The organism is Mesorhizobium sp. NPDC059025, from assembly GCF_042739655.1.
In the GTDB taxonomy this organism is placed as follows: Bacteria; Pseudomonadota; Alphaproteobacteria; order Rhizobiales; family Rhizobiaceae; genus Mesorhizobium.
On sequence record NZ_JBHYIM010000029.1, the window covers coordinates 1 to 2,500 of the forward strand.

Annotated in this window: 1 rRNA gene (cut by a window edge); it reads right to left on the reverse strand. The window is 53.4% G+C overall.

Annotated features, from left to right (window positions below):
* Positions 1-20: 20 nt before the first annotated feature.
* A 23S ribosomal RNA gene (locus ACFWYE_RS30900) occupies positions 21-2,500 on the reverse strand (it continues 318 nt past the right edge of the window).

A 2,500-nucleotide genomic window follows, 5' to 3' on the forward strand; every position in this document is an offset into this window, starting at 1 on the left:
GATGGACATAAGGAATGAGAACGATCAAGCCGATCGAACTATTAGTACCGGTAAGCTTCAAGCGTTGCCGCTCTTCCACACCCGGCCTATCAACGTGGTCGTCTTCCACGGTTCTCAGGGAATACTCGTTTCAAGGTGGGTTTCCCGCTTAGATGCCTTCAGCGGTTATCCCGTCCGTATATAGCTACCCTGCTATGCGGCTGGCGCCACAACAGGTCCACCAGAGATACGTCCATCCCGGTCCTCTCGTACTAGGGACAGATCCTTTCAATATTCCTACACCCACGGCAGATAGGGACCGAACTGTCTCACGACGTTCTGAACCCAACTCACGTACCGCTTTAAATGGCGAACAGCCATACCCTTGGGACCTGCTCCAGCCCCAGGATGCGATGAGTCGACATCGAGGTGCCAAACAACCCCGTCGATATGGACTCTTGGGGGTCATCAGCCTGTTATCCCCGGCGTACCTTTTATCCGTTGAGCGATGGCCCTTCCACACGGGACCACCGGATCACTATGACCGACTTTCGTCTCTGCTCGACTTGTCAGTCTCGCAGTCAGGCAGGCTTATGCCATTGCACTCAGCGAACGATTTCCGACCGTTCTGAGCCCACCATCGCGCGCCTCCGTTACTCTTTAGGAGGCGACCGCCCCAGTCAAACTACCCACCATACATTGTCCCGGACCCGGATAACGGGCCGCGGTTAGACATCCATAGTAATAAGGGTGGTATTTCAAGGGTGGCTCCACCAAGGCTGGCGCCTCGGCTTCAAAGCCTACCACCTATCCTACACATGTCACTACGAATGCCAATGTAAAGCTATAGTAAAGGTGCACGGGGTCTTTCCGTCTAACCGCAGGAACCCCGCATCTTCACGGGGAATTCAATTTCACTGAGTCTATGCTGGAGACAGCGGGGAAGTCGTTACGCCATTCGTGCAGGTCGGAACTTACCCGACAAGGAATTTCGCTACCTTAGGACCGTTATAGTTACGGCCGCCGTTTACTGGGGCTTCGATTCAGAGCTTGCACCCCTCCTCTTAACCTTCCAGCACCGGGCAGGCGTCAGACCCTATACGTCGCCTTGCGGCTTCGCAGAGCCCTGTGTTTTTGATAAACAGTCGCTACCCCCTGGTCTGTGCCACCCTCCCATGCTTGCGCATAGAAGGGTCACGCTTCTTCCGAAGTTACGCGTGCAATTTGCCGAGTTCCTTCAGCATAGTTCTCTCAAGCGCCTTGGTATACTCTACCTGACCACCAGTGTCGGTTTCGGGTACGGTCTATAAGTGGGAGCTATTTCCTGGAACCGCTCCGCTGCCCTTCCAATCCGATAAGGTTGGACAACTTGTGCAATCCGTCACTACCCACAGGCCCACGAATATTAACGTGGTTCCCATCGACTACGCGTTTCCGCCTCGTCTTAGGGGCCGGCTAACCCTGCTCAGATTAACTTTAAGCAGGAACCCTTGGTCTTTCGGCGGGGGAGTCTCTCACTCCCCTTACGTTACTCATGTCAGCATTCGCACTTCTGATACCTCCACCGTCCCTCACGGGTACGGCTTCACTGGCTTACAGAACGCTCCGCTACCGCTCGCATTACTGCGAACCCTAAGCTTCGGTGTATGGCTTTAGCCCCGTTACATTTTCGGCGCAAAGACCCTTATTTAGACCAGTGAGCTGTTACGCTTTCTTTAAATGATGGCTGCTTCTAAGCCAACATCCTGGTTGTTTTGGGATCCTCACATCCTTTCCCACTTAGCCATAACTTGGGGACCTTAGCTGTAGGTCAGGGTTGTTTCCCTTTTCACGACGGACGTTAGCACCCGCCGTGTGTCTGCCGACTAGTACTCCTGGGTATTCAGAGTTTGCTTAGGTTTGGTAATCCGGTGAGGACCCCTAGCCCATGCAGTGCTTTACCCCCCAGGGTATTCGGTCGACGCTCTACCTAAATAGATTTCGCGGAGAACCAGCTATTTCCGAGTTTGATTGGCCTTTCACCCCTAGCCACAAGTCATCCCGAACTATTGCAACAGTTATGGGTTCGGTCCTCCAGTAGGTGTTACCCTACCTTCAACCTGCTCATGGCTAGATCACTCGGTTTCGGGTCTAATGCGTCGAACTGAACGCCCTGTTCAGACTCGCTTTCGCTGCGCCTACACCTACCGGCTTAAGCTTGCTCGACACACTAAGTCGCTGACCCATTATACAAAAGGTACGATGTCACCCTTGCGGGCTCCATCTGTTTGTAGGCAATCGGTTTCAGGTACTCTTTCACTCCCCTTGTCGGGGTGCTTTTCACCTTTCCCTCACGGTACTAGTTCGCTATCGGTCATGCACGAGTACTTAGGCTTGGAGAGTGGTCTCCCCATGTTCAGACAGGATTTCACGTGTCCCGCCTTACTCAAGGACTTTTGTTCGCATTACGTGTACGGGGCTATCACCCACTATGGCCCTACTTTCCAGAAGGTTCCACTTATCTCACAAAAGCCACTGGCCT